At 66.3% G+C, this 23,991-nt stretch carries 13 protein-coding genes and 3 pseudogenes; 10 read left to right on the forward strand and 6 right to left on the reverse strand.

From position 1 onward, the window contains the following. Positions 1–109: 109 nt before the first annotated feature. The 3 genes and pseudogenes from AB0L53_RS54445 to AB0L53_RS54455 form a co-directional block, all read left to right on the forward strand. On the forward strand, positions 110–1,696 hold the full coding sequence (locus AB0L53_RS54445; RefSeq protein ID WP_364013379.1) for a Na+/H+ antiporter: 1,587 nt from the start codon (positions 110–112) through the stop codon (positions 1,694–1,696). A gap of 16 nt (positions 1,697–1,712) precedes the next feature. Continuing rightward, positions 1,713–1,991: pseudogene (locus AB0L53_RS54450) on the forward strand (transposase); the annotation flags it as partial. Between the two features lie 116 nt (positions 1,992–2,107). Further along, positions 2,108–2,587: pseudogene (locus AB0L53_RS54455) on the forward strand (IS5 family transposase); the annotation flags it as partial. A 77-nt stretch (positions 2,588–2,664) separates the two neighbouring features. Here AB0L53_RS54455 and AB0L53_RS54460 read toward each other — a convergent pair. Both AB0L53_RS54460 and AB0L53_RS54465 read right to left on the reverse strand, forming a co-directional pair. After that, on the reverse strand, positions 2,665–3,135 hold the full coding sequence (locus tag AB0L53_RS54460; protein WP_364013382.1) for a hypothetical protein: 471 nt from the start codon (positions 3,133–3,135) through the stop codon (positions 2,665–2,667). A 35-nt stretch (positions 3,136–3,170) separates the two neighbouring features. Then, positions 3,171–10,358, reverse strand: a complete 7,188-nt coding sequence (locus AB0L53_RS54465; protein WP_364013385.1) for a LamG-like jellyroll fold domain-containing protein — start codon at positions 10,356–10,358, stop codon at positions 3,171–3,173. Between the two features lie 1,549 nt (positions 10,359–11,907). Between AB0L53_RS54465 and AB0L53_RS54470 the strand changes: the two genes are divergently transcribed. From AB0L53_RS54470 to AB0L53_RS54480, 3 genes are all read left to right on the forward strand, one after another. After that, entirely contained in the window at positions 11,908–14,205 is a 2,298-nt protein-coding gene (locus AB0L53_RS54470) for a DNRLRE domain-containing protein (RefSeq protein WP_364013388.1), read from the forward strand. A 20-nt stretch (positions 14,206–14,225) separates the two neighbouring features. Further along, positions 14,226–14,615 carry a hypothetical protein gene (locus AB0L53_RS54475; RefSeq protein ID WP_364013391.1) on the forward strand — a complete coding sequence of 130 codons (390 nt, stop codon included), beginning with the start codon at positions 14,226–14,228 and terminating at the stop codon, positions 14,613–14,615. 694 nt (positions 14,616–15,309) lie between these two features. Then, the gene (locus AB0L53_RS54480) at positions 15,310–15,570 is read left to right on the forward strand and encodes a winged helix-turn-helix domain-containing protein (RefSeq protein ID WP_364013394.1); all 261 of its coding nucleotides are present in this window, start codon (positions 15,310–15,312) and stop codon (positions 15,568–15,570) included. A gap of 92 nt (positions 15,571–15,662) precedes the next feature. On the opposite strand, the gene AB0L53_RS54485 is transcribed toward AB0L53_RS54480, so the two are convergent. The 4 genes and pseudogenes from AB0L53_RS54485 to AB0L53_RS54500 form a co-directional block, all read right to left on the reverse strand. Then, positions 15,663–16,013 (reverse strand): hypothetical protein, encoded by a 351-nt coding sequence (locus AB0L53_RS54485; RefSeq protein WP_364013397.1) that lies wholly within the window; start codon positions 16,011–16,013, stop codon positions 15,663–15,665. 121 nt (positions 16,014–16,134) lie between these two features. Next, positions 16,135–16,506: a DUF4345 domain-containing protein gene (locus AB0L53_RS54490; protein WP_364013400.1), complete on the reverse strand. Its 372-nt coding sequence runs from the start codon at positions 16,504–16,506 to the stop codon at positions 16,135–16,137. A 303-nt stretch (positions 16,507–16,809) separates the two neighbouring features. Then, positions 16,810–17,376: pseudogene (locus AB0L53_RS54495) on the reverse strand (DUF998 domain-containing protein); the annotation flags it as partial. A gap of 67 nt (positions 17,377–17,443) precedes the next feature. Then, positions 17,444–18,052, reverse strand: coding sequence for a hypothetical protein (locus tag AB0L53_RS54500; protein WP_364013403.1), 609 nt, complete (start codon positions 18,050–18,052; stop codon positions 17,444–17,446). Between the two features lie 87 nt (positions 18,053–18,139). Here AB0L53_RS54500 and AB0L53_RS54505 point away from each other — a divergent pair, with 87 nt between their 5' ends. The 4 genes from AB0L53_RS54505 to AB0L53_RS54520 form a co-directional block, all read left to right on the forward strand. Then, a complete protein-coding gene (locus AB0L53_RS54505; RefSeq protein WP_364013406.1) occupies positions 18,140–20,338 on the forward strand; it encodes a hypothetical protein in 2,199 nt (732 codons plus the stop codon). A gap of 63 nt (positions 20,339–20,401) precedes the next feature. Beyond that, complete coding sequence (locus AB0L53_RS54510) at positions 20,402–20,764, forward strand: hypothetical protein (protein ID WP_364013409.1); 363 nt, start codon at positions 20,402–20,404, stop codon at positions 20,762–20,764. 11 nt (positions 20,765–20,775) lie between these two features. Beyond that, positions 20,776–21,372, forward strand: a complete 597-nt coding sequence (locus AB0L53_RS54515; RefSeq protein ID WP_364013411.1) for a hypothetical protein — start codon at positions 20,776–20,778, stop codon at positions 21,370–21,372. A gap of 5 nt (positions 21,373–21,377) precedes the next feature. After that, positions 21,378–23,991: CpXC domain-containing protein (locus AB0L53_RS54520; RefSeq protein WP_364013414.1), on the forward strand; the 2,614-nt coding region annotated here is incomplete at its 3' end.

Genomic DNA, 23,991 nt, shown 5'->3' on the forward strand with positions numbered 1-23,991 from the left:
CCTCAGAGGATCCCCTCCGTGGCCTCGGATCGCACCTGCGGGGACCGCCCCTCCGTGGCCTCGGCAAACGACCCGTCTAGGCTGATTGAGACGATCATCGGAGGGCGTCGTGGACCAGTTCGTGCTGCTCATGCTCATCCTGCTGGGCGCCCTGATCACGGTGCCGCTCGGCGACCGGCTCGGGCTGCCGCCGCCCGTGCTGATGACCCTGCTCGGCATCGTCCTGGCCCTGCTGCCGTTCGTGCCGAACGTGGATGTACCACCGGACATCGTGCTGCCGCTCCTCCTCCCTCCCCTGCTGTACGCGGCGGTGCGGCGGACGTCGTGGCGGCAGTTCGCGGCGAACTGGCGGCCGATCTTCCTGCTCGCCGTGGCGCTGGTGTTCGTGACGACGGCGGCCGTCGCGGTGACGGCGCACGCGCTCATCCCGGGCCTGCCGATCGCGGCCGCGGCGGCGCTCGGCGCGCTGGTGGCGCCGCCCGACCCGGTGGCGGCCACGGCGGTGGCGGGCCGGCTGGGGCTGCCCAGGCGGCTGGTGTCGCTGCTGGAGGGCGAGGGCCTGTTCAACGATGTCACGGCGATCGTGCTGTACAAGGTGGCGATCACGGCGGCGGTCACCGGCGTCTTCTGGTGGCCGGGCGCGCTGGGCGAGTTCGTGCTGTCGGCGGTGGTGGCGGTCGCGGTGGGACTCGGGCTCGGCTGGCTCGCCGGCCGGCTGATGGCCCTGCTGGGCGATGCCACGCTGCAGGTTGGGCTGTCGCTGCTGGTGCCGTTCGTCAGCTACGCGGTGGCCGACAAGTGGCACGGCTCGGGGGTGCTGGCCGTACTGACCAGCGCGTTCTACTTGAGCGACCGCATGTCGGACGCCGACGACGTGCACGGCAGGTTCGCGTCCGCGACGTTCTGGCAGATCGTCGACACGCTGGTGACGGGGGTGGCGTTCGGGCTGATCGGGCTGGAGTTGCACACCGTGTTCGGGACGCTCGGCGGGCGGCTGGGCCAGGTGCTCGTCTGGAGCGCCGCCGTGGTGGGCGTCGTGGTGGTGGTACGGCTGGTCTGGCTGCTGCCCGCAGCCTGGCTGGCCAGGAAGACCCGCCGGGCCGGGGACGACGACTCCGAGGTGCCGCTGAGCTGGCGCGAGACGGTCGTCATGTGGTGGGCGGGCATGCGCGGCGTCGCCTCGGTGGCACTCGCCCTGGCGCTCCCCCTGAAGACGGAGGACGGGTCGCCGTTCCCGGAACGGGCCGTCCTGGTGTTCATCGCGTTCGCCGTCATCCTGGTCACGTTGGTCCTCCAAGGTCTGACATTGCCCTGGCTGGTGACCAAGCTGGGCGTCAAAACCGACACCGCAGCCGAACGAGACCTGGAACGCCGCCTGGCCATCAGCGCCGCCAAAGCCGCCAAACGACGCCTCAAGGAAATCGACGAAGCCGAGGACCTGCCCGAAGAGATCGTCGAACTGCTCTCCAAACGCATGACCGACATCGGTATGCGCATCAGCGCCGAGGCCGCCGACGAGGAGCGGCGCGCGGCCTACGAGAAACGAGCCGAGCGGGTACGGACGGTCAGGCGGGTCGAGTCGGAAATGCTGTCCGCCGCCCGCCAGGCAGTAATCGACGCACGCCGCGACTCAACCGCCGACCCCGAGGTGGTCACGAGGGTGCTACGCCAACTCGACGCCCGGAGCATGCACTGACCCGGAGGGCAGCCTTCGGGGCGGGCGGTGAAGCGACCACCGCATGACCATCAATGGTGTGTTGTATCGGGCCCGTACCGGGTTGCCGTGGCGGGACTTGCCGGAGCGGTTCGGCTCGTGGATGACGGTCTACAAGCGGCACCGCCGCTGGTCGGCCGATGGCACCTGGCAGATGCTGCTGACCGCGATCCAGGCCGAGCAGGACGCCGAGGAGCGAGTGGACTGGGATATCGCGGTGGACTCCACCACCGTGCGGGCGCACCAGCACGCCGCCGGCGCGCCCCGCACCCCACCCCCGCCGCCTCCCGTGCCAGGACGGCAAAAGGGGGATGCCGCAGGGACAAATCGGGGCGATCCCGTGCTGGCCGCGCTGGCCGCCCGGCTGGCGGAGGTGGTCAGGCTGGGGAGTGCCTAGGTCGTTCCCGGGGTGGCTTCACCACCAAGATCCATCTGTCCGCGGACGGCCGCTGCCGGGTGCTGTCGCTGGTGCTGACGCCTGGCCAATACGGCGACAGCCCGCAGTTCCGCAAGGTATTGAGCCACATCCGCGTTCCCCGGCTGGGACCGGGACGGCCGCGCACCCGGCCGGACTACCTGACCGCGGACAAGGCTTGCTCTTCCCGCGCCAACCGCACCTTCCTGCGCCGCCGCAAGATCCGCCACACCATCCCCGAACCTCGCGACCAACGTGCCAACCGCCGCCGGCGCGGCCCGGCCGGCGGACGCCCCACCGGCTTCGACGCCGAACGATACAAGGGCAGGAACGTCGTCGAACGAGCGATCAACCGGCTGAAGAACTTCCGAGCCATCGCAACTCGCTATGACAAACGCGCCTACATCTTCCTCGGCACCGTCACCCTGGCCGCCCTGATCATCTGGCTCCGCACCTGATTCAAGAAACAGCTCTTAAGCGTAACAGTTTCTTGCGCTGCTTCTGCCGAGCGTACAGGGCAACCCTCGCTCCTGGCTCATTCTTCCACTGCCGATAGCGATGCCACAACATAGGCGCTCGACTTTTCCGAATCAGCCTGGAGCGCTTTTTCCACCTCTGGCCCCAGCTTTGCCCCGAGCGCATCTATGTCCTCGAGACGGCCAAGCCTTGCAGTGGTTCCATTCCAACGGCTCGACGTCATGATGACAGTGACGTCAGTATTACTACCTACGCTCCATCCATGCTGCTCCAGACGGCGCCGCGCCACGCTAAGCGCTTCGGCGAAGTTGGAAGGACCAACGTCGAGCACCAAAATCTCTACGACTTGTACAGTTCGTTCATAGATTGGATCCGCAGTGGTCCGCGCAACGATGCGACCAAGGCTGCGCACTTCCTTGATCACTGCAGGATCGACTTTGATTACTGTCGTATTTTTGGAGAACCATGACGCCTCGCAGCCAGAAACCGCAACCAACATAAGCAATATCACTAATAGGCGCCTGGTCATCTAAATGACGTCTCCCTCGCCGTGGAGCGACAGCCTTACCCACCACTCCATATTTTCCAGTACTCCCTGGAAGCCTCGTAGGCAAATCCACCTTGATACATAGAATTGTACCGCTTCTTAGCCTCGTCTCTGTCCTTAGTGCGCAACTCTCCACCGGCCATCCAGTCGGTGAACGCAGCCGTGCTCCACTTTCCCGTGCTTTTACTCTCCGTCACTCCAGCGCATCCGCAGTAGGCGACCGTTGCCTCATGCCAGGAGATCGGTCGATTATAATATCCACCTTCATCGGCGGTCGCACGCACCGTGATCGTATCCTTCAGATACCTGAGATACATCGCAGCATAATCGAAAGAGCCTTGAGGGGTAAGCAACTCGTCAATAATGGTCTCGACGCTCTTTCCGCCTTTCTTGAAATGTTCCAAGGCGCGCTGCACTTTGTAGGGCTCGAGTTGCGCCAGGCCGTAGGAGGTATTCTTATCTATGCCGAGGGCTTTTTTGGCGATTGCCTTCGCCCCTAGAGATACAGCGATATTTGTTGCAATTGATTCAAGATCCTGATACTCGTAGATGATTACGGCGGCCAGCGTCTCCTTTGGCACACCCCACCTATCCGCAGCCGCCTTGATGTCATCGGCATAGACTGTGAGGGCGCTATACATACGGTAGAACTTGCCACGGGGATCAGTTGGAGAGATGCTTGCACCGGCGGCCAGGCAACTGCGACAGCCGCCCTTCTGCGACATCCCTAATGTGAAGCCTGCGAGCCGTGGGTCGTTGGGGTTCCCCGCGGCGGCTCGTTCCATCGCCTTGATGCTGGCCAGTCCGCCGACCGCCACCCAATTGAAAGCTAGTTGCTTGTTGGTGAGTGTTGGTGACCATACTTCCATGTACGCGTTCTGCACTTTTTCGCTGGCGAACCAGAAGTTGGGCTGGTCGACGGGTCGGCCGTTGGGCATGATTTTCCAGCCCAATCTCTTAAGTTCGTCTTCCCCGGCCCAGAATCTCTTTTCGTTCTCCACCTCGCGCATCCGAAGGTAGCTCGGATCGACCTCGGCACCTGCGCAGCTCCAGATGTCGCAGGCGATGGCTCCGCCTGAGTAGTTGCCGATGGAGCCGCAACTGCCGATGCATTGTCCGTAAGAGTCGATGGTTTGGTAAGTGAGGCCTGGCGTGCCCCCGACGTGGCCGATCGCGTCTTCGGAGGTGATGATGGTGGAGTGGCCGGTGGGGTCGGCGCCGGTCATCGGTGAGGCGTTGGCGTAGGTGTAGCGGTTGGCCTGAACGGACGGGCTCGGGTTGAGGGTAGCGGTGTCGCGGCTGGTGAAGGTGCCGGTGCCGGGTTGGTACCAGCGGGCATGCATGTTGACCTTGCCGGTGTCCGGGTCGGTGTACTCGCCCTGGTAGCCGAGCTGCGTTTTGGTGCCGGTCTGGGCGATGGCGGTGCCGAACGGGTCGTAGGCAGTGGAGGTCTGCAGGCTGCTGGTGAAGGTGGCCACCAGGTCGCCGTGCAGGTCGGTGAGTGCTGCCACAGCGGCACCCATGCCTTCCTTGAGGCCGAGCAGGGCGCCGCCGGGGTCGCGGCCGTACATCGCCTGGATGGCGCCGCCGCTGTCGGTGATAGCGGCCAGGTCGTTGCCGAGCCCGGAGTAGGCGAAGGTCTGCTTGGCGGTGCCGCGGATGCGGGAGGTGAGGCGGTCGAGGGCGTCGTAGCTGTAGAGGCTGTCGCCGTCGGCGATGAGCCGGTCGAAGGCGTCGAAGGTGTAGTTGGTGGTGGCGCCGGCCTTGGTCTGGCTGGCCAGGGTGCCGCGTGGGGTGTAGGTGTAGTCGGTGCCGTCGCCGTTGGTCAGGCGGTTGCGTTCGTCGTAGGTGAACGTCGCGTTCCCGGCCTTGGTGCGGTTGCCGGACTTGTCCCATTCGTAGGCGGTGACGGCGCCGCCGGGTGCGGTCCAGGAGGTTAAGCGTCCGGCATGGTCGTAGCCGTAGGTGTTGGTGCCCGCCCCGGCGGTGCCTGCGGTGATCTTGCTGGTGAGGTTGTCGTCCTTGTCCCACCCGTAGGTGATCTTCGCGAGTTGGGTGCCGGTGCTGGTGCCCTTGCGCAGGGTCTGGGTTTCGGGCCGGTTCAGCTTGTCGTAGGTGAAGATCTGGGTGTCGACCGTGGTGGTGCCGGTGGTGGCGGTCAGCGAGGTCAGGTTGCTCTTGTCGTAGCCGTAGGTGATCTTCCGGCCGGTGACCGGGTCAGTGGCGGTGGCCGGGCGGCTGTTCTTGTCCCAGGTGAAGGTGGCCGTCCCAGCCGCGTCCACACGTTGGAGGGGATTGCCGAGCTCGTCGTAGCTATAGCCAGTCTGCTGACTGGCGCCACGCTTGATGGACAAGGGCAGGCTGCGGTCGTTGTAATCGACGCTCAGGTCGCCGGCAGTGGTGCGGCGGCCGGCCATGTCGTAGCCGAAGGTGCGCTCGGCAGTGGCGGCGCCGCCGCCCGCGCCGGTCTCGTTGGTGAGGCGGCCGAGGTGGTCGAAGGTGCGGTCGGTGCGTACCCCGCCGGGCTGGATGGTGGCTTTCTGGTTGCCGGCCGCGTCGTAGATCTGGGTCCAGGTGCGGTCGGCCAGGTCCGGGTGCGCGGTGGTGGCCGGCTCGGTCACGGTCTCGGCCAGGCCGAGGCTGTTGTAGCTGGTCCAGGTGGCGTTGCCGCGGCCGTCGGTGATGCGGGTGCGGGCGCCGGTGGCGTCGTAGCCGAAGCTCGTGGTGATCTGATCGCTGGCCGAGACCGGTTCGATGAGTGAGGTGGCGCGGTTCAGCGCGTCGAAGGTCTGCTTGGTGATGTGGCCTTCGGGGGAGGTGGTGCTGGTCGGGTTGCCCGCGAGGTCGTAGCCGTAGCCGTAGGTGCGCTGCACGACTCCGGCGTTCAGGTCTTTGACGGTGGTCTTGCGGCCGGCCAGGTCGTAGTCGGCGGTGCTGACGTTGAGGTTGGGATCGGTGACCTTGGTCGGGCGTCCGGCCAGGTCGTAGTCCGTGGTGGTGGTGTTGGTCAGGGGATCGGTGACCGTGGTGGTTTCACCGGCCGCGTTGACCTTGAAGCTGGTGACCTTGTTGCCCGGGCCCGGGGCGGTCTGCTTGAGCAGCCGGCCCGCGTCGTCGTACTCCATCGTGGTGGTGTAGCTGGCGGTGGCGGGCTTGCGCTCGATCTGCGTGGCGGTGATCTGCCGGCCCAGATCGTCGTAGGTGGCCTGGCTGCGCGCGCCGGTCGGGTCGATACCGGCCAGCTTCTCTCCGGCCATGTCGTACTCGCTCACCCAGGTGCCCGCGCTCTGTCCGTCGGGGGCGGGGTCGGTGACGCGGACCTGGCGGCCGAGCTGGTCATAGTCGTAGGAGGTGACGTAGCCGCGCGGGTCGGTGGTGGTCTTGCGCTGCCCCGCCGCGTCGTAGGCGTGCCGGATGGTCGAGGTGATCGCGCTGCCGCCCGGTGGGGTATACGTCGGCGCGCTGGTGCTGGTCAACCGCTCGGCCTTGTCAAAAGTGGAGACGAAGGTGCGTCCCTCGGCGTCGCGCTGGTGCGTCTGGTTGCCCACCACGTCATAGCCGGCCATGGTAGACGGGCGTGCCGGGCCGGCGGTGCCGTTTTTGTCCACCTGTACCTGGGGGGCGGTGGTCTCGACCAGCCGGTCCAGCGCGTCGTAGCGCAATGTGGTGGTGTAGTCGGCGGCGTTCGCCCCGTCGGCGTTGCCACGCGGGTCGGTAGTGGAGGTGACCAGGCCGCGATCGTCGTAGCCGGTGGTGGAGATGATGTCCTGGGTGCCGTTCTCGACGGTCTGTTTGGTGGGCTGGTTGAGCTTGTTGTAGGCGTAGCTGGTGGTCTCGGTGCGGCTGGTGCCGGTGGCGGTCAGCGTGGTCTTGGTGATGTTGCCGTTGGCGTCGTAGCCGAAATCGGTGGCGCGGCCCAGCTTGTCCGGGTCCTGCTCCTGGGTCGGGTCCAGGACCTGGGTGGTGAGCCTGCTGGCCGCGTCGTACGTGAAAGCCGTGACGATGAGGCCGCTGCCGGTCATCTGCTCGGTCAGGTTGCCGGCCGCGTCGTACTCCTCGGCCTTGACCACCACATCGCGGGGCGTGGCAGTGGGGCTGTTCAGCCTGGCGCCGACCGCGATCTGCTCCTGGAGCCGGTTGTCCATCCAGTACTTGTTGGTGGTCTTACGGCCCATCACGTCCACGCTGGTCTGCAAGCGGCCGCCCGGGTCGTAGCCGCGGGTCTCCAGCAGCACGTCCTTGGCCGTCTGCGGGTTGACCGGGCTATCGGTCCAGCCCTTCAGCGTGCTGGAGATCAGCTCACCACGCTCGCTGTAGCCCTGCTCGATCACCGTGCCGCGCGCGTCGGTGGTCCGGATGGGCTGGCCGAGCTGGTTCCAGTCCTGCCGGCCGATGCCGCCCTCCGGGTTGGTGATGGAGTCCTGGCGGCCGTGCGTGTCATAGGTGTAGGTGGTGACGCGGTCCGGATCGCCGCCGGTCAGGTCGGCGATCGTCTGCGTCAGCGCGTTGCCGTCCGGGTCGTAGGTGGTGCTGGTCTGCGCGGTGTGCGTGACGTTGCTGAGCTCGTTCTTGGCCGCGGGGGCGGTGCTGGTGAGCAGGCGGCCGCGATCGTCGTAGGTGAAGGTCGTCTTGGCACCGTTCGGTACCGCCTGAGAGATACGAGTGCTAGCGGTCATGCGGCCCAGCGGGTCATAGTCCAGCCTGGTGACCAGGCCCTCAGGGTCACTCTGCTCGGCCAGATCACCTGCCGCGGTGTAACGGTAGCTCCACTGGCTGCCGCGCGCGTCGGTCTTGGTCTTCACCAGGCCGGCCGGGGTGGTGCCTCCGCCGATCGCGGGCTCGCTGCCGTCGGTATAGGCGGTGCTGATCGAGCGGCCCTGCGGGAAGTCCGCGGTGGCCGGGGTGGTCTGCTTGGTCTGCTCGCCGAAGCTGTTGTACTCGGACTTGGTGGCGTAGGTGTTGTCGGTGTCGCCGGCCGAGCGGCCATCACGGTAGGCCGTCACCTGGTCGTTGCGCGGGTCGAACGGGTCGTTCGGGTTGAGGTAGTAGGACCAGAACTCGATCGCGCACTCGCCCGGTGCCCGGCAGTACTGCCGGCCCAGGGTGTTGCCGCGCTTGTCCTGGTAGATCTCGTTGGCGATGTCGTTGCGGTCGATCACCTTTTTGAGGAAGCCGGCCTGGTCGTACTCGTGCCAGGTGGTGTAGTTGCGCTGGTCGGTCTCGCCCCGGATCCGGTAGCCGCGCCAGGCGTCGTACAGGTACTTGAGCGGCTTGTTGTTCGGGTCGGTCACGGTCACCTGCGCCTCGCCGGACTGCTGTTCGGTGGCGATGGCGCCGATCTTCCAGGTGCCGCCGTTGTTGTCGACGTGGATGGCGATCCGGTCGCTCTTGTCGTCGTAGGTGTTGGCAGCCCAGACCCGACCGGACGGCAGCGTGACCTTGGCGAGCTTGAACGGCGCACCGGTGCGGGCGGCGTAGTGGCCCGCCACCTCGGCCGCGGTGAGCGGCTGGCCGTACAGCGCGACCTCATCCAGCTGGCCCTGGAACGGGAACGCCTGCACCGTAGCGGGCACGGCCGGGGACTTGGCCGGGTCGGTGACGCCGTTGCCGATGGTGGCGTACGTGCGCCAGCCGGTCGCCGTCCCGGTCATGGTGCCGACCTGCTGGCCATCCAGATACAGCGTCTGGGTCTGCCCGGCCACGGTCAGCGCCACATGATGCCACTGACCCTCGTTCACCGCCGCAGCGGACGTGATCGGGGTCATCACCGCATCCAGCGAGCCGCGCAGCTTGCCATCGGTGCCCACGTACAGCATCGCCCCGCGCGCCAGGCTGCTGTTCTCGGTGGTGCCCGCGGCCATGATCACGCCGGATTGGGTGGTCTTGAACCACGCCTCCACCGACAGCTGATCGCCCAGGTGCGGGATCGTGTTGGAGGGCAGCTTCACCACCGAGCCGGCCTTGAAGGTGGCCGAGGTGTCAGTGGTGCCGGCCAGCGCGCCCGTCTGGGCCAAGGTGATGCCCTGGTAGGTCAAGTCGCCGGCGCCGGTGCCCAGGTCTTCCCCGCTCGTGCCCGACGCCTCGCCGAGCCGCCAGTAGCCGAACGGGTCGGAGTTGAGCACGCTGCTGCGATACAGCGACCCGCCGCCGTACTCATACGAGGTGCAGTTCGGCGCCGCCACCGGCGCGCACACCTGCGTCAACCTGCCGCCGTCATAGCCATACGTCCAAGTCAGCGCTTTGCCGTCCACCGGATCGCTGGAGATCGACGCCACCTGGTTTCCCTGCCAGGTGAACGTCAACGACCGGCCACCGACACCGGTCACCTTGGCCAGCTTCCCTGCCGTGTCGTAGGTCAACTCCTGCCCGCGGCCACGCCCATCAGTGATCGACGTCAACCGGCCCGCGGTGTCGAAGCGGTAATTGGCGGCCACCTTGTCCATCAACCGCCACGTGCCGCCGCTCTGCTCGGCCAGCGTCGCGTACATACCAGGCGGCGGCTGGAACGTGCCATCCCCATTGGCCCGGAACCGCACCTGCCGCCCGCCCGGGTAGGTCACCAGCGCCGACGTCGACCCACCGCGCACCTCCTTGACAACCTTCATGTCCCAGCGCGTCGACCAGCCCGCACCGAACATCCCGTCCGTCCGCGGATCCATGCTGTTGTAGGTGCGCGACACCGACAACGGCGGCCCCGCCGTCTCCACCGTCAGATCGGTGGACGTGGTGGTGTAGTTGCCCGTCTGCTGATCGAACTCATGCCCATCAACACCACGATTGGCCAGCCACGAGGTCACCGCCGGCTGCCGCACCCCCGTCACAAACGTCAACACCGGCGACACCGTGGTCGACGAATCCAGAGAATCCTTGACGGTGACCGTCCACCAGTACTGCTTACCCCACGCCAGCTTGCTCGCCGGGACCTTCCAGCTGTTGCCGTTGCCCGCCACATTCCCCGACGTACACCCGGTGCCGGACATCGTCTCGACATCGCACACCTTGAACGAATACGACAACGCAGAACCGCCGTTGTTGCTCTGCCCCCACGCCCGCAACGTCGGCGTCAGCGAATCAACCAGATACCCCTGTTTGGGATAGACATCCACCAGCCCCGGCACGGCCAGCACGGAACGTTCCGCCGCCTCCGCCCTGGCCACCCCCGCCGGGAGACTGTCCTGCTTGGACTCGGCCGTCGCCGAATCCAAAGTCCGGTCCTCGCGTGGCACCGCCCCCTCAGGCGCCTGCACGTCAGATCGCCACCCATCCGAAGCCGCCAGCGCCGCCGGCACCTTCGTGGTGGGCAACAGCGACGGCAATCCCGCGGCCGACCCAACCATCTGCTCCGGCACCATCGACGAAGAGCCGCCATCGCCCACGGCGCCGACCTCAGAGACCGCCACAACCGGTGACGCCTGCAAGACGAGCAGACTAGGCGCCAGACCCGCGAGCGCAAAGATCGTTCCAACCGAACGCCGCCATGACGAGACCCGACGCATGCGTCACCACACTCCGAACCACAACGAAGGACGCCAGCAAGGCGCCAACCTTCGCTCTCCGCCGCGGCGAGACCCACGTTCTCCCCGCGCGGCTCGGAGCCGATCATCATCCGGTGATCAACGTAAGGAATTCCGATCTATCCGACAAGACGAACGATTATCACAAAACGGAAAACAGCCATATCGGGTACGCGACACTCCGTTACCGGACCCATGGAAGACCCACCACGCCCGCTCGCCAATGGCCGGCGGCGCACATGGGTCCATGTCCTGGCTGACAACGCCGGACGCGGCTATCCTGCTCGATCGACTTCACTCCGACGTCATTCAACATCCCCGCCCACGGCGTCTAGGTGGCCGAGATCGCCGGCATGTTCAACCTGTCCGGCTAGCCCAAGGGCAGGCACGTCATCATCTGCAAGTAGCATCCACGCCCCCGCGAAAACGGCTGCGCTTGACATCTCTGGACGATCACCGCTTCACCCAATTCGTCACCAACACCAAACAGGTCACCCGCCAGTCGATCTGGAGATACACCTGCACCTGACAATCTGGTGCCCCTAGGCGCACCGGATCATCATCGCCCTGGATCCCACATCAGCCATACGGCCCCGCCCTCCCCGGATCTTCCGCGCACCACCTCAATGACGGAGAAGGGACAACAGCAACCTCCGCAAAACCCCGCCCATCCGATGCGGCATACCACACGAAGACCCCGAAGAGTCGAGGCTAGGCAAGTAGATATTTTTTCCTGACAACGGCTTCCCATGATCGTTATCCGTGTTGTAATTTGCGGCGGAAGTATCGATTTGCCGGAAGGATGAACGAGTGGGTAAATCCACAGCCCGATCCCGCCTGTTACGGTCCGCAGTTTGCGGCATACTCGCTGGAACCCTCATCACTCCGCTCTACGCGCCCCCATCCGCCGCTGCTTCAAGCGACTCACCCCAGCCAGTCGTGAACGACAAGCCCGTCGAAATGCTCGCCGGCGCCCGAGAAGAGGCGGGTTACACGCCATCCTGATGGCCGCGTAACCGTTGAGACATGGACAAGCCCCGTCCGAGTCAAGCAGCACGACGGCGCATGGGCCTGGATCGACACCACGCTGACGGAGAAGGACGGTCTCCTCCAACCCAAGGTTTCCAAGGCACCCATCGAACTCGCGGGTGGAAGTGCCGGCAAGCCGCTGGTCCGCTTCAGCCCGGCCCCAGGACAATGGATTGTTCTCAACCCGGACAAATCTCTGCCTCAACCGACAGTGAACGGCAACAAGGCCGTCTACGCTGGCGTGGCAGGCCCGGGCGCAGATCTCGCCGTCAGTGCCTTATCGGTCGGATTCCGGATCGAATTAGTCCTTCACGAACGTCCATCGAAGCCGATCGAATTCGTGCTCCCAGTTCAGACCAGCGGCCTGACGAGCAAAGAAGGCGGGCGTTTTGCAAACAGCAAGGAACTTACCACCGCCGTCATCCAGCAACCTTCGATGCGAGATAACGCCAAGCGCCACGCTGCCACAGCCCCTACGGCAGGGCGCGTCGAGGCAGGCGTGAAATCGACGAACTGCCGTCAATTTCTGACAATCAAGCCCGACCCCGTCTTTCTCAATGACCCGGCTACAACATATCCTGTCACGGCTGGACCATCCTTCCTCCTGCCCGTCACGAACGACGTAGACATCGCAGACGACGGCCAGCCCGCGAATCCGGCCAATCCCCTGCTGACCGCAGGCAACATCTTCGGTCTCCTGAATCGAGTCCATCTGCGATTCGATACATCCACGGTCACCGGACTTAAAATCGCCGACGCCAAACTCTCTCTTCTCAACACCGACGCTCCAGGGTGTGGTAGTGCCGTGGGCGCAGGCATTCAAGTCCGACGAGCCACAAGCTACTGGGACCAGAACACCCTCACCTGGGCCAACAAGCCGTCCACAACCACAGAGGGGGCGCAGACGGTCACCAAAGCGTACGCCTCCGAATGCGGTAGCGGGGCACTGGAATGGCCCATCACCAGCATCGCTCAAGCCTGGGTATACGGCGCGCCCAACTACGGCGTTGTCCTGCAAGCCCCGAACGAGAGCAATCCCGACGACAATTACCGGGTGTTCGCAGCATCTGAAGCGACCGAGCTCGCTTCCCCGCCCAAACTCACAATGACTTATCAGGGTATTGCCGGGCCCACGGTGCTGTACCCGGCAGGGCCTGACGGCGTCGAGGTATTCCAGGCACCAGCGTCCTGGCGACTCGACACCCTCGACTTGGACGACGTTCACACCTACGCCCTGAGCGGGGCGAAGCAACGTTCCGAGGACAACGCCGATGTCCTCGCCCCACCTTACGTTGACTCCGTCACGGGTGATCTGGTCGCACCCGCGACCACTGCAGGAAAGGGACAGGCCGGGCAACCGCTTACCGGGACAGCGGTGCCAAACGGCGCCGCTGACTGGACCATCCCTGGCTTCATCGAAGAAGGCGAAGGCGCACCAGCGGCGCCGAAACAGGTGGTTGCGGCCGAAGGGACTTCCTACTCCGTGACACCGAAGGTGATCGAGGTCGCAAACTCCACCGCTACCCTCGACACCATCGCAGATCAAGTTCTCCTGCCTGAGACACAGATTCCTTCGGGCGACCAGCTCTTCCGAGCCAGCCCGTGGCCGCAACGGAATCTGGTCATGGTTGAGGCCACCGCGGTCACGCCTGAGATGCGCAAGGCACTCGCGGACAAGTTCGGTGTTCATTCCATGGCCATCTGGCTGAAGCCGAACGCAGAAGTTCCGGTCGTGACATGGCGGCTCGCAGATGGCGGCCGAGCGGACGGCGGAGCTAAATTCAGCGATGACCCGAAGGTGAACGGCGACATCACGGCAGGATTCTCCTGGGGGAACCGTTCAGGCGAGAACTTCATGCTCACGGCCGGGCATTGCCTCGCCAGCCTGGGCTCTACCCTGAACAGCACCATCGGCGAGCGCGTATGGACCACGTGGCAAAAGGGAGTAGGAAGTGTCCGGCTGGATGGGCAGACCGGCCTGCATGGCGACCTAGGCCTGATCAAGGTGAAGCCCAGCAAGAGCCCTACGAACCCCAGAATCTACGCAGATGCGGAAGGCGGCCCCCTAAACACATCCAAGACGCGCCAGGTCGGAGGACGCTGGGGATCGCTGCCCAAGGTCGGCGACCAGTATTGCGTCGGCGGTATCACCAGCGGAGACACCTGCGGGTGGAAGGTGGTCGATGTCAGCAGGCGACAGACCTCGTACTACCCGGGCGCCAAGACCAAAGCAGGCACCGTTCACCGGGTTGTCGTTGGCCAGAAGACGTTCGGCACATGCACTGGACCAGGAGATTCCGGTGGGCCGGTGTATACCGTGTGGCGGAGCGGACCCCTCGCTGGCTACGTGAACGCCAAGGGCATCACGCACGGCAGCACAGAGCGGAAACCGGACGTGAATGGCAAAATTCCGCCGGGCAGCGAGGACAACCCATGTGAACACACCTTCTCCGAGATCCACGACGCCATCACCGCCAGCAACGGGCTCGACATCAACAAGGTGGACTGACACCAGCAATTGAGGCAACCATGAGGAAGGCAACGGGCGTGTTCTTGGCGCTCATCACCCTCTGCTCTTGTAGTAGTCACGATGAGCCGCGCGAGTACATCGTGGACACGCCCGTTGACCAGGTGACCCTTTCTCAGGAAGGCACCGTCCTGAGCGCGGAGGTCATGGGCGTGGCTGGGATTCCAGGGGGCGTTCCTTGCACCAGAGTCAGTCGAGCCGAAGCGGTTGAAACACCAACCACCGTTACCGTTCGAGTTGATCTGACGCACTGCGCCGACGGCTCTGCCAACGCACCCATCGCGGGCGCCGGTTGGAGCCACACGGTAGATATCCCGCTCAAGACCACGCTTGGCAAGAAGATCGTTCAAAACACAAAAGGCCAGCGCCTCAGGGTCAAACGCCTGAAGTGACGGGTCGCGCCGGACCGAACCTTGGCCAGGAGGCGCCCGGTTTGATGCCTGGCGCTTCGATAGACGTGGGGGCGCCGTCCCTCCAGATCCCACGCCGCCACGCCCGTTTACCGGACACCTCCGGACAGCAGGGCCATCCAGATGGTCCGAGCTTCATTGACCGGCCATCGCGGGGATTCGTGCACTGTGGCGTTGCCGTCGGACTGGACGGTCCGGCGGATGAAGGCTTGGCCGCCGCCGGCGCACAGTTCGTAGAACGTCGCCCTGCACGAGCAGGTCCATGCCATCGGCCACACTCGATCGGGCGTCCGGTACGGCTTCCGCCACTCCAGTCGCACATGGTCGCGTTGCGCCATCCCCACGTGTGGGCTCAGGCAGGGCTCAGCCCCGGTCAAGGTGAGTTCCGGTCACGGGCTTGGCGGAGGAATCGGCCGATGCGCTTGGCACGGCGGATCAGTTCCAGGCATTTGAGGGTGCCTGCACTCGCGTCCGCGGGGTCCTCGGCCTGCGTTTCGGCGAATCAGGCCTCCCAGTTGCCGTCAGAGCGCTGGGTGACGTCGAACGCGGGGACGCTCCAGATGACCACGCCCATCAGCATAGGAGCACATGTAAGCACCTGTAAATAGACGTTAATTAACGTCAGTCGACGTTCGCTTCTATCCTTGCAAGTTAAGGCATATCTAGCCTTGGGCCCATGTTCAGGTACGACCCTCGCAAGCCCAAGTGGTCGCAGATCGTCGAGGAGATCCGCAGACGGATCGACACGGGCGAGTACGACGCCGAGACCCTGCTCTCCGAAGTCGCGATGGAGGAAGAGTTCCAGGTCTCCAGGCCGACCGTCCGCAAGGCCATGAAAGTACTCCGTGACCAGGGGTGGATCGTGACCTCGCAAGGCGTCGGGTCATTCCCGACCACCGCAGAGGAGCGAGCGGCGAACCCGAACGCCCCGCAGTAATCCTTACCCGGTTGAGCCTCCTCCGCCCTGCTCTCCCGGCGGCCGCAACGAGCTGAACAGCCGTTTCTCCAAGTTCTGCACGTCCGCGGCGTTCATCGCGGTTCCAGCAAGGGGTGCAGGAACCGTCCGGTGTGCGAGCCGGGATCGGCCGCGATCTGTTCTGGGTGCCCTCGGCGATGATCTGGCCGCCCCGGTGACCGCCGCCCTATGTCGATCAGCCAGTCGGCCGTCTTGATCACGTCGAGGTCGCGCTCGATGACGACGGCGGTGTCGCCGCCGTCGACCAGGCGGTGGAGCGCGATCAGCAGCCGGTCCACGTCGACGGCGTGGAGGCCGGTGGTGGGCTCGTCCAGCACGTAGAGGGTGCGTCCGCGGCTACGGCGGCGAGCTTCGCACTCCAGCGCGGTAGCGTGCGCGGCCGCCAGCGTGGACGCACCCTTCACCGTACGGAGCGCACCCAGCGGCGAGTTGCGGGCGCGGACCGCTCTTCGGCCTTCCCCCAGCGCGCTACTCTCCGGGCATCTCACGATCCGGTACCTGGATCCCGTCGTGTAACGGGACGGCTCACCAAGTGATGGCGGCCAGCAGCGCGCCACCGCCAACGACCTCCACCCAGAAGTACAGCCAGGAGGGATAGAACGCCGACGGCCGCTCGACCAACCGCGCCACCAGCCGTCCGACGGCCATGCCCAGCAGGGAAATGGCGATGGTCACGACCACGCCCGTCCGCATCCCGCCCACGTCGGCCGCCGCTGCCAGCAACAGACCCCCGACGGCCACGCCGAAACCGCCGTACACGGCGCGAACCTCGGTGCGCGCCTCGGCCGAGTCGGCCACGATCCGGAACGGCCTGATCAGCGCGGCAGGCGCGACGAGTCCGTAGACGCCCATCCCGAGGAAGAAAATCGCCACCACGGCGATCACGACAGCAGACATGAAGGTACGCCCCCTCTTACAGCACAGCAGGTTTGCTGGGCCAGCTTGCCGCTCGCGCACCGCATCCGGCTTTCACCGACCCGCCGCGTCGGGGCTGCAGGGGTACTTCGGCGGCACCCTAAGATCAGAAACCTCAGCCGGGCGAGCGCTTGCCACGTTGGGCTTCCGCGTTCAACGGCTCTTCGCCGCTTTTCGCCGCGTTCGGCGGTGCTCGGTGACCCGCAGGGCGATGGCGGAGACCACCGCGACCAGGCCGAGGCCGATCAGCGCCGCTTTCCCCAGGCGGCCTGATCCGTACGTGGATTACGGACCGAAGACACCGTTGTGAGGGGAAGACGGAGGACCCGCGCCGCGCACCGGCCGGCCATTGGCCGGGCTTGACCCGCGCAACAGCATCACGCCGGTAAGAGCGATCCAGAGGAAGTAGCCGGCGAAAGCGATGCGTTGGCCCCAGCCAGGCGGCGGCCACCCCGTGGTCTGCCACATCGCCTGCCAGGCCAGATTCGCCACCAGGAACAGCACAAACCACGGCGTGATCCGTGCCAAGCCCGCGACGGTGGGCACGCGCGTCAATAGCCGACCCATCCAGAACAGGGAGGCGGCCCAGAAGATGCCAGAGGCGGTGGCGCCGGCCAGATGCGCGAGGGACGTGCCGGACTCGCGTGCCGCCATGTCCACGGGAAAGACGCCGGCGATCATCAGAGACGCCCCGGACAGGGCCAGCAGCGCCGGCCCGACCGCGGAGCCGCCGGCCCGGATCAGCGGGGCAAACCCAGTTGCGAACGCGATCACCAGCAGTCCGGGGACGACGAAGCCCAGTGCGTTGAACGCGAACGCGTGCGGCGCCCCTGAGGCGTCCGATTCAGATGATCGGACGGGATCCCGTCAACCTCGGTCCAGCAGTTTCAAGAACGGTCCTAGGGGGCCCTGGGAGGTTTCAAGGGCCGGGCTCGGGGAGCTCTCCTCGCTGGGTGATCATCCACATCCATCCCTCCAGGGTGGCGACGAACTCGCCCAGGTCGGAAGTGGTGTAGGAGGCCCGCTCATGGTCCCAGTCGGGGTCGAGGACGACGACCCGGAAGCCGTGGCCGCCGTACCAGCCGGCGTCTATGTTGATCTCCCGAGCCCGCAGGCCACCCTTCTCCGCCGCCTCCTGCGCGGTCAGCCAGGGCGGTGGTGCGGTACGAGCCCAATACAGGTCCTCGGAGCCGTTGGCCTCGACCCTTCCATCCGGCAGGCGTCGGGCCTCCAGGGCGTTGTAGATGACGTTCCAACCGGCTGGGACGCGCAGCGGGAGCAGGCCCCAGTCCTCGGAGACAGCCGCGGCCAGCGGGAATCGGACGGAAGCTGGAAGATCGGGTCCACGTGCCGACAGCGTAGTCAGGGGTGCGTCTCCACGCTCGGGCGGAGGCCCATTCGGCCCTCTCCCGCGCCAACCGATGGCCCCGCCGGCCTCCGCGAATGAGCGGCCGAAATTGCTTTTTCTCTGGCTTATGCAGTAATTGTGCTCCGGTCGGCGATCTGATAATGCCTCACTCTTCTGCACCCTCGCGTGTCCGCCGTTATTGACCCGCTTTTCGGAAGGTGTAACAATTCGCTGGCTCGGGGGTGGTACAGGAGGGGGAGAGGGCACATGCGCGGCAAATTCCTGATCAAATCCCATTTCCACCCAGAAGGGGGCAATCCCAGAGAGCTTCCCGGAGGCACCGACTTCGCCTTCGCCGACGACCCGCCGCTGATCGTCGGCGAAAGGGTCCGGATCGAGATCGATGGGGAGCCGGGCTGGGCGGACACCGCGGCGGTGATCGCCGAGAACGGCGAGACGGGGTTGCTCATCGCCGGAAAACGGGAGCAGATCCAGCAGGTCGCCAGCGTATCCGGGTTCGTCGCCCACTACGAGCGCGTGCAGGCCGCCATCGACGGCCTGCCCGAGACCATCGACAACCACCTGATCGTGAAGAAGCAACTGGAGACGCACCTCGCCGAGTTCCGGATCAACCTGTGGCGGCCTCTGGCCCTGTGGTCGGTGACCGAGAAAGCCGTCATGTATTGGGCCGTCGAGCAAGAGCCAGGGCCATGGCCGACGATTTTGCGCCTCTACGCCTTTAGGCCGGCGAACTCCCGCAAGGGGCCGTACAACTTCCTGCCGAAGCTGTTCACCACCGCGTTCGACCAGATGATCGGAACAGGGAACGAACCGTACGACGGCGGCCGTTTGTCGTCGATCGTCCCCCAATCCCTGCAGGCATGTGACGGCATCCTCGCGGCGAACGAAAGGTCTTCTCAGGAGCACCCGGTGACGTACGCGCCGATCTATCTGCACGCTCTCAACCTCTTCTCCACCCACAACCAGTCGATGGTCTCTCTACCGACGCCGCCGTTCGTCCCCGGCATGATCGTCGATCCCGCCGACGACCGTTACCTCGACGGGGCCACCCAACCCGGCGACACCTCGGTGAAACGACTGATACTGGAGCACCAGACCGCGTTCTCCCAGGACGGCCCGAGCGGTGACGACGTGGCCCAGGGCGAGCTGGGTACCTGCGTCCTGCTGTCCACGCTCGCCTCGATCGCCGACCACGACCCCGACCAGATCAGGCGGATGGTCAGGCCGAGCACCGACGGAAGCTCCTTCGACGTCACCTTCTTCCGGACGGCCACCGTCCAGGAACGGCCCTACCGCATGCCGCAGCGGATCGTGGTCGAGCCGCGTTTCCCGCACCTCGCGCAGCCAGACGGCACGCTCACCCTGATATCCGCCCGGCCAAGGGCCATCTGCGGGCAGGGGGTGGTCAGACGCCGCGTGACCGCCGACGGCAAGGTCTACGCGGAGACGGCGATCCCGGTGACGACGGTCGTGTGGGTCCCGCTGATGGAACGGGCGTTCGCCGCCTTCGCGGCATCGTACGGCGAGTACGGGACGGCCTCCCCCTCCCCGGACACGACGCCCGACGACGGCTACAAGCAGATCGGCCAGGGCCTGTTCACCTCGGTGTCGCTGTTCAACTGCCTGTACGGGCATCAGCTACGCCATGCGTACTCAGTGAGTGTGCAGCAGTTGCGCCGGGCGGCCCAGACCAGCGAGGCGCTCTCCACGCACGCCGCTCTACTCCTGAACGTACTGATCATGCTGGAGAAGCAGGCCGCGGGCCGGTCGCCGTACATCGTCGTGCCCACCGCCGGTGTGTCCTGGATGGACTCCGGCCAGGAACTGCTGCCGAAGCTCAAGGAGCACCGGGCCGATCTGGTGACGGCCGGTCTCCCCGACCAGGGCGAGAGGATAAGCGCACTGCTGGAGTCCGTGCTGCCGCCGGACCCGCCGGGAAGCGAGACGGACGAGCAGAAAGAGGAGCGAAAGGCGAGGCGCGCGGCCCTGGAGTACGCCGACGAATTCAGGACCCTCTGCAAGGAGGTGATTGACGCCCTCTGGCCCCTGAGGAACGAGCGTCCCTGGGTCGACAGGGTCGTCAAGCTGATCGCGGCGCTGGCTCCGCCGGTGTCCTCGCCCGCGCAACGGCACCACGTCTTCGCCAGCCACGCGTACGCGATCTGCGGCGCCGATCTGCGGTACGCCGCACCTCGGCCCGAGCCTGACTACGACGCGAAACACGGCGCCCCGCCGAGCAACATGGCGTCGCTGTCCGCGGTGCTGGCAACCCTCGACACCCAGGCGTCCACCATCACCCTGCGCAATCCACACCATCGAAACTCGCCCGACCTGGACAAGGCGCTCACCTTCGAGCAGGACACCGGACAGTTCAGGCTGACGATTCACGACTTCCTGGACGTCTTCCACAACGTCACCTACGCCGTCGTCGCCCGAGACGTCTGAAGACGGCACATCCCTAGCGAATTTCTCCAGGTGCGTCGCCATAATCGACGGCAGGAGGTGTCCATGCCATTCTTTGTCCGGCCGGTGGAGTCATTGCTGTTGCCGGCCCTGCGCGACCATGGCGACAGCTCGGTCGAAGCGCTGGTCGCCTACTCAGGACTGTCGCCCGAGGACGTGCGCAACGCGCTCCCCGCGTTGCGGCGCCGCGGCCTGGTCGTCGAGAGCAGCCCGGGCCGGTACGCATTGACCGATTACGGGGTCAAGACCAGCCTGAACGCCACCCCAGACAGCCCCCGCGACCGGGTGACCGGCGTCTTCCTCCTCGACGACGAGGCCGAGGAAGCGGCGAGCGGCACCTCGGAGGACGAGCTCAACAGCGCGCTGGACGACGCGCTGGGCGCCGGCGACGACGTACCTGACCAGTAGGGCGGCAGAGGATGCAGCATTCCGCGTGGTTCTCCGTGCTGTCGGCGGCCATCGCCGGCGGGGTGACGCTCTTCGACATGGACCAGACGTTCATCGTCGGCGACGTGTCGGGCTACCGGGTCTACCGATCCGTATGGTGGTGGGGGTTCATCGTCGTCAACAGTGTGACGGCCGTGGCGGTCTTCTTCGGGTTGCGCGCGCTGGCGGCCTTCCAGGGCTGGAACTCCTGGCTGTTCGCCGCCGGCATCGGTGTGACCTACCTGGCCTTCGTCCGGTTGAAGTTCGCCACCGTGTCCTACCAGAACGCCGAGATCCCCATCGGGCTGGACACCTTCTACGAGTCGGGACGGCAGTTCGTCTTCAAGAGGATCAACGAGGAGATCAAGGCCAACCGGGCGCAGCGGGCACAGCGACTGATCGACGACAACGACCTGAAGGCGCTGGGCAACAAGGTCCGGCTGGACATCAATCTGGACGCGTTGCTCACGCCGGAGGAGAGGAAGACGCGGCTCGCCTGGCTCCTCACGGTCCTGCAGGATCCCGGCTTCGACGAGGAACAGAAGAAGACGACCCTGGCCGTCTACCTCGCCTCGGGCACCCAGGTCTGACGACGGTGGCCATCCCCTACGCGCCGGGAGCCTTCGGGGATCTGGTCTGCCCGCGCTGTGGAGAGCTCCTGCCCGAGACCGTCTACTGGATGGTGCTGACCCCGGACAGCGCCCCCGAACTGCTCGAACTGGTCGACGAGGGCCGCCTGAACCTGGTGGAGTGCGTCGTCTGCGGCGACCTCGGCGACCTCAGCGCCCCGGTGCTGTGGGCCGACGTGGACCGGAGCGTTCTCCTCTACGACACCTTCACCGCCTCCCGCGAGGAGTCGGCGGTCCGGGCAGAGATCTTCGCGCTGCTGGAGGAGCGGGGCGGGTTCGACGTGGGCGCGCTGCGCGGCAATTCTCTGTCCGTACGCAACTTCCGTGAGCTGAACGACTTCCGTGAACTCGACGACGAGTGGTTCGCCCTCGCGCTTGAGGGGAGCCGGCTGCGCGAGGCCCGGATGGGCATTTTCGGGCAGGCCAGGGTCGAGGCGATCTGCCGGGACATCCGCACCTCCCCGATCTTCTTCATCAGCGACTACGAACGCTCCGCCGAGCTGCTCGGACGCGCCGAGCTCTGGCGCGGGGACGAGGCGCGGAGCGTCCGTGAGGTGCTCGACAGCGCGCTCGACCCGGACGACGAGACGTTGTCCCCCGGGTCGAAGGTGAAGAGCCTGCCGCCGTCCGCGCTGGAGTGGTTCCACACCGCGCTCGACGAGGCCAGACAGGTCATCACGGGCGAGATCGACGATATCGGCGAGCTCATCGGGGCGGAGCGGGCAGTCGGCGTCCTCCTGGACAGGGGCATCTCTCTGACCCCCGCGGAGGCCGAGCGCTTCGGCGAGGCCGCGATCGGGTGGGACGCGCTCCTGAACGGGCTGCCGGACCTGCTCGAACAGCTCACCGGGGAGCCGGCCGGAGATCCTTCGGATGCCCCGGAGAACGGCGGGTTACGCCAGGTCATGCGCACCCTCGGAGGTGGAGAGTGGCAGCCCTTCGCCTGGACCGACACTCACGTCATCGACCCGCCCGACGGGCTGGAAGAGGCCGTCGCCGCGTACGAGGCCGGACGGTACGAGGAGGCATTGGAGCGGACGCTGCTGGTGGAGCGTTCCTGCCGTCCCGACCATAGACGGCTGTGCGCGCTCTACACCGCGATGCTGACCTTGGAGTGCGGCCGGCCCTACGGACGCGGCATGGCCTGGGACGCGATCGAGGCGACGATCACCGACATCCAGCACACCGGCCGGGTGGAGGTGAACGAGCTGACCGGGCTGGCGCATGTCCAGCGCGTGGTCGGCGAGGTGGAGAGGTCGATCGGGGAGTTCCAGTGGGCCCTCAACCATCAGCTCAGTGCGTTCGACCTCTATCTGAGTCTCGAGGACTGGGGCTGGCTGTCCGAAGTCGGCCCTGCCCTCGTCGTCTCCCTGGTGGCGTTCGGCCGCGAAGGCGAGGCGTTCGAGATCGCCGACCTGCTGGACACGGAGGAGATCGGGCACAGGATGCCCCGCGCGCTGCTCGCGGAGATGTTCGGCGCCCTGGCCTCCGCCGTGAACCCCGGACTGGAGATCGTCTGTGATCTGGGCACCGGGGAGATCGGCGCCATCGACCTGGGCGGGGCCAAGTCGATGGCCGTGGTGGAGTTCCGCAGCCCCGACGCTCCCGCCGAGGCCGGCACGCTGATCGTCGGGAATCGCTGCCTGAACGAGCTGGTCCGGGCGCTGGCCGACGCGGAGGATCCCGCCGACCGGCTACGGCTGCTCCTGGCGATCCTGCAGGCGGAGGCCGGCTTCCTGGCCGGCGGCCGCGCGCCACGGGAAACGGTCAACGGCAGCCTGATCCGGAGCGTGCACCAGCTCGTGGTATTGGCGCTCCAGGCCGCGGGAGACGATCCGCCGCAGGGCCTGGTGACGGACATCGCCCTCGCCTTCGCGCTGGCCTGTCAGGTGGCGGTCATCGAGGCGCTGCGGGCGGATGAGATCTTCGCCCGTGGCGGCCCGACAGGCGACCTGTCGGGCCGGTTGTGGGGGTCGGCACTGCTCACCGGCAAGGTGGCCTACGCGCTCGACCGCATCCTGGACGAACGGCGCCGCAACACCATGACCGCACACGGATGGTTGACCGAGGCGGTCCTCACCGGCTACGCGCTGGCCCTGGAGACCGCGGGAGAGCTCGACCAGGCCATCGACCTCTACCAGGAGCTGATACCCCGCGCCGAGAAGCGGCGTTCGGTCTTCCTCAACCGGATGCTCACGCTCTGGGCCCAGGCCACGATGACCCCGCCCTACACCCGGCTCTCGCGCTGCCTTTTCGCCCGCTACGTGTCCGGTGGAGACTTCCAGGACGCCCTCCTCGCGGGCGACGCGCTCGAACGGCATCGCGCGCGGGAGCTCCGGCAGCGGGGCATCGTCCTGACCGGGACGGAGCCGTCCCGGTGGCTGGTCTCGCCGCTCACGTCGGCCGCTGCCACGCTGCCGGACGGGCACGCCGTCATCTGCGTCGGCCTGCATCCCCACACGGTTCGCGTCGAGGGCCGGTGGATGGCGGTCGGGCTCCCCGCCGACCCGCCCGCGGTGGGGGGGGGGGGCCCCGCCCCCGCCCCAGCCCGCGGGGGGGGGGGGGGGGCCACCCCCCCCC

The sequence above is a fragment of the Nonomuraea sp. NPDC052129 genome (assembly GCF_040680095.1).
In the GTDB taxonomy this organism is placed as follows: Bacteria; Actinomycetota; Actinomycetes; order Streptosporangiales; family Streptosporangiaceae; genus Nonomuraea.

Coding starts and splice junctions, on each gene's coding strand:
- AB0L53_RS54475 (WP_364013391.1), top strand. CDS start 14,226: ATGAGGAAGGCAACGGGCGTGTTCTTGGCGCTCATCACCCTCTGCTCT.
- AB0L53_RS54480 (WP_364013394.1), top strand. CDS start 15,310: ATGTTCAGGTACGACCCTCGCAAGCCCAAGTGGTCGCAGATCGTCGAG.
- AB0L53_RS54505 (WP_364013406.1), top strand. CDS start 18,140: ATGCGCGGCAAATTCCTGATCAAATCCCATTTCCACCCAGAAGGGGGC.
- AB0L53_RS54510 (WP_364013409.1), top strand. CDS start 20,402: ATGCCATTCTTTGTCCGGCCGGTGGAGTCATTGCTGTTGCCGGCCCTG.
- AB0L53_RS54515 (WP_364013411.1), top strand. CDS start 20,776: ATGCAGCATTCCGCGTGGTTCTCCGTGCTGTCGGCGGCCATCGCCGGC.
- AB0L53_RS54490 (WP_364013400.1), bottom strand. CDS start 16,506: ATGTCTGCTGTCGTGATCGCCGTGGTGGCGATTTTCTTCCTCGGGATG.
- AB0L53_RS54460 (WP_364013382.1), bottom strand. CDS start 3,135: ATGACCAGGCGCCTATTAGTGATATTGCTTATGTTGGTTGCGGTTTCT.